2 protein-coding genes and 1 pseudogene are annotated in these 4,197 nt (G+C 71.8%); all 3 read left to right on the top strand.

Annotation, left to right across the window (positions count from 1 at the left end; all coding sequences use genetic code 11):
- Positions 1 to 552 (top strand): annotated as a pseudogene (locus ACIBJF_RS52395) (FAD-binding monooxygenase); the annotation flags it as partial.
- A 146-nt stretch (positions 553 to 698) separates the two neighbouring features.
- Positions 699 to 1,850 (top strand): VOC family protein, encoded by a 1,152-nt coding sequence (locus tag ACIBJF_RS52390; RefSeq protein ID WP_399184958.1) that lies wholly within the window; start codon positions 699 to 701, stop codon positions 1,848 to 1,850.
- Positions 1,847 to 3,514 carry a bifunctional 3-(3-hydroxy-phenyl)propionate/3-hydroxycinnamic acid hydroxylase gene (locus ACIBJF_RS52385; RefSeq protein ID WP_399184957.1) on the top strand — a complete coding sequence of 556 codons (1,668 nt, stop codon included), beginning with the start codon at positions 1,847 to 1,849 and terminating at the stop codon, positions 3,512 to 3,514. The genes ACIBJF_RS52390 and ACIBJF_RS52385 overlap by 4 nt, the downstream gene beginning before the upstream one ends.
- The last annotated feature ends 683 nt before the right edge of the window (positions 3,515 to 4,197 follow it).

Below are 4,197 nucleotides of genomic sequence, written 5' to 3'. Positions count from 1 at the left end.
CTGTGGAGCGAGGACCCCGCCGACACCGGCTTCCGCCGCACCTTCCTGGCCACCGTGGCCGCCCAGTCCATGGAGTTCAACGAACTGGGCATCGAATTCGGCTACACCTACGACTCCGCCGCCGTCATCCCCGACGGCACTCCCGCACCCGAGAACCCCGACCCCGTCCGCATCTACAAGCCCGCCGCCCGCCCCGGGCACCCGCTGCCCCACGCCTGGCTGGAGGACCCCGACGGCCATCGCGTGGCCCTGGCCCGCCTGGTCCGCCCCGGCCGCTTCCTGCTGATCGCCGGAGAGGACGGCCAGGCCTGGTGCGAAGCGGCCGAGAAGATCGCCACCACCACCGGGCTGCCGCTCGACGCCATCCGTGTCGGCCACCTCGACGGCGACTACCGCGACCTGCGCTCCACCTGGACCGCCGCACGCGGGCACACCCCGCAAGGCGCCGTCCTGGTACGCCCGGACCGCTTCATCGGCTGGCGCACCCACGGTGCGCCCACCGACGCGGTCGCCGACCTGACCAGCGCGCTGGACACCCTGCTGGCCCGGTAGCGGAATCCGCCACCGCTGGTGCCACCCGCTCCGCCGACCGCTGACACGGTCGGCGGGGCCACACCCCGCACCTTCCACCCCTTAGTTGTATCCCGCGACCGTGCCGCACACCGCCGTCGCGGGAGAGCCACCCGAAGGGATCCACCATGAACGACCCGACACCCACACCCGTCCCCACGGCCGACGCCCACCAAGGCCTGCACAGCGAACAGGGCGCCCTGCGCGGGGAGCACCCCGGCCGCGCGGCCCAGCCCGTCATCAAGGTGGTCGACCTCGCCTGGCTCGAGTTCACCAAGCCCGACCTGGACCGCGCCGAGACCTTCGCCCACGACTTCGGCCTGACCACCGCCGCCCGCACCGACGACGCCCTCTATCTGCGCGGCGCCATGGCCGGCACCCACTGCCTGATCATCCGCCGCGGCCCCTCCTCCCGGTTCATCGGCCCCGCCTTCCAGGCCGCCGACGCCGCCGACCTCGACCGGCTGGCGAGCGCCACCGGCCACAAGGTCCGCCCCCTCACCGAGTACGGCGGTGGCAGCGCGGTGGACCTGCTCGACCCCTCCGGCATCCCGGTCCGCGTCGTCCACGGCGTCACCGAGCAGCCCGCACAGCCGCTGCAGCAGCCGCTGGTCCTCAACACCGGCACCACCACCGCGGCCGCCCGCATCAACGCCACCCAGCGCCCGCCCCGCACACCCTCCCAGGTGCAGCGTCTGGGCCACATCGTGCTCTCCACCCGGGTCTTCCAGCGAGCCCTGGACTGGTACCTGCAGCACCTCGGCCTCATCGTCAGCGACTTCCTCTACCTGGACGGGCAGCGCGACCGCGGCCCCACCATGGCCTTCATCCGCTGCGACCGCGGCAGCGAGCCCGCCGACCACCACACACTGGCCATGCACCTGGGCCCCGACACCGGCTATGTCCACTCCGCCTACCAGGTCGCCGACCTCGACATGCTGGCCGCCGGCGGCGAGTACCTGCGCGAGCGCGGATACCGCCGCTCCTGGGGCATCGGCCGGCACATCCAGGGCAGCCAGATCTTCGACTACTGGCGTGACCCCGACCGCTTCATGATGGAGCACTTCGCCGACGGCGACGTCTTCGACCACACGCTGGAACCCGGCTGGGCCGCCATGTCCGCCTCCGGCCTGGCCCAGTGGGGCCCGCCCGCCACCCGCGACTTCCTCGGCACCACCCCTTCGCCGGGAGCGCTCCTGCAGGCGATCTCCGCGCTGCGCGAGGACAACGAAATCGACCGCGCCCGCCTGCTGGGCCTGATGAAAGCGCTGAGCAAATGACCGCCAACGCCCCCGAGCACGTGCCCGTCGTGGTGATCGGTGCCGGGCCCACCGGGCTGACCGTCGCCACCCTCCTCGCCCGCCATGGCGTGCCCGCCCTGGTCCTGGAGCGCCACCGAGCCCCGTACCCACTGCCGCGCGCCGTCCACCTGGACGACGAGGTGCACCGCATCCTCCAGGCCATGGGCATCCATGAGACGTTCAGCGAGATCAGCCGCCCCGCCCGCGGTATGCGGCTGCTGGACGGCTCACACCGGGTACTGGCCGAGTTCCTGCGCGACAACCCCCGCGGTCGGAACGGCTTTCCCCAGGCCAACATGTTCGACCAGCCCGAACTCGAGCAGTTGCTCCGGGACAACCTCACAAACCACCCCCTGGTGACGCTGCGCGGAGGCATCGAGGTCACCGCCGTGACCCCGCCCCCGCACAACGGCGCTCCGGTGGAGGTCTCCTTCCGGGACGAGGACACCGGTGGCTCCCACACGCTCCTGGCCGACGCGGTCCTGGGGTGCGACGGCGCCAACAGCCTGGTCCGCGCCTCCATCGGCTCCCGGATGCAGGACCTCGCCACCGCCCAGCAGTGGCTCGTCGTCGACGTCCGCTGCCGCCGGCCGCTGCCCGCCTGGGACGGCGTCCACCAGGTATGCGACCCGCAGCGCGCGGCCACCTACATGCGCGTCGGCGAGGACCGCTACCGCTGGGAATTCCGCCTGCGCGCCGGCGAGCAGCCGGAGGAGCTCACCGACCGCAAGCGTCTGCTCGCGCTGATCGCCCCCTGGACGCCGGGCATCGCCGAAGACGAACTGCACGTCCTGCGCACCGCCTCGTACACCTTCCGCGCTCAAGTCGCCGACCTCTGGCGCAAGGGCCGCATCTTCCTGCTCGGCGACGCCGCCCACCTCACGCCACCCTTCATCGGGCAAGGGATGGGCGCGGGTATGCGCGACGCCCACAACCTCGCCTGGAAGCTCGCCCGCGTCCTCACCGGCCGCGCGAACGAGACCCTGCTGAACAGCTACCAAGCCGAACGCCACCGCCACGCACGGCAGCTGATCCGCACCGCCGTGGGCGTCGGCGCTCTCATGACCGGGGGCGGAACGGGCACCGCACTGGCCCGCAATGCCTTCCTGCCCGCCCTCGCCCGCCTGCCGGGCGCCTCCGATCGCGTACTGTCCGCTGTCAGCCCACCGCTGAGGCCGGGGCCCCTGATCAGCTCCCGCCGGCGCCTCCGCCACCCGCGCCCCGGGACCCTGTGCCCCCAGCCCCTGATCCCAGACACCGACGGCACCCCCCGTCCGCTGGACGATCTGCTCGGCGACGACTTCGCGCTCCTGGCGACCGCGCCGCTCAGCCCGGCCCTGCACGCGCTGGTACGAGCGCTGGACGCCCGCGTCATCCAACTGCAAGACACCAGGGGACCGGAGCCCGGCACAGGCAGCCCCGACCTTGGTGCCGATCCGGGCACCAGCGAACTGGTCCACTGGATGGGCACCGCGGGTGCCGTCCTCCTCCGCCCCGACCGGGTCGTCCTCGCCACCGCGGCCCGGCCCCGCCCCGGCAGGACGTGCGGAGACGACCTCGCGGCCGCCGCAACAGCCTGGGCACCCATGCTGTGCAGCCGCGCCCGCGTACAGTCCCGAACCAACGAAGGAGGACCAGCGTAAAGCAGACGCTGTGCTCCTGGACAAGCAGGAGAAGGACGCTTCCGCTCAGGGCGAGACCAAGCCCCAGCGAGAGTCGTCGGATGGCGAGGGCGACAGCAGCACCGACCAACAGCGCTGGAGGACGGTCCCGAGCTCGGCCAGACCAACGTGTCGGCGCCCTGCCCGCCCCCGTCGGCGGACGAGATATCGCATACCCCGAACTGCCTCTCGGCAGCCCGAGATCGAGACACCTGGGGCGAAGCTGGACCAGCGGCTCACCTTCGTGATGGGAAACCATCTACCTGGTCCCGGGAAACGAGCTTCGAAAGCGCGGGTGTAGTACCTGCCAGCGCATTCCGTCGGTTCCCCAAAGACCAGATCACCGGAGAGAGCGAGGACGCTGGCTGATCCCCGGACCGCTGCTGCGGCCCTCGGTCCACACCCTCCGGCACGGTCTCGCTGCCAGGTGGCCGTTCACTGCGGGCCGGGGTACCTCCGCTGCGGCGGGCGCAGGTCCGCGGAATCTGGAGGAACCACCTTCGGTCGGCCTGCGGGGGTCGGGGTTGCCGGTTGCGGCTTAGGTCGAGGCGCGCCGCAGGATGAGTGAGGGCAGGCTCACCAACTTCCTTAATCATCCCTGGTGTTGCGCATGTATGGTTGCGTGCATGGAGTTGCTGCGTATATCGACGGCCGCGAAGCGTCTC

The organism is Streptomyces sp. NPDC050743 (assembly GCF_044456925.1).
In the GTDB taxonomy this organism is placed as follows: Bacteria; Actinomycetota; Actinomycetes; order Streptomycetales; family Streptomycetaceae; genus Streptomyces.
This window is presented reverse-complemented; position numbering and strand designations above follow the sequence as displayed.

Excerpts from the sequence above, each read along its gene's own strand:
- ACIBJF_RS52390 (WP_399184958.1), top strand. The coding sequence starts at position 699 with ATGAACGACCCGACACCCACACCCGTCCCCACGGCCGACGCCCACCAA.
- ACIBJF_RS52385 (WP_399184957.1), top strand. The coding sequence starts at position 1,847 with ATGACCGCCAACGCCCCCGAGCACGTGCCCGTCGTGGTGATCGGTGCC.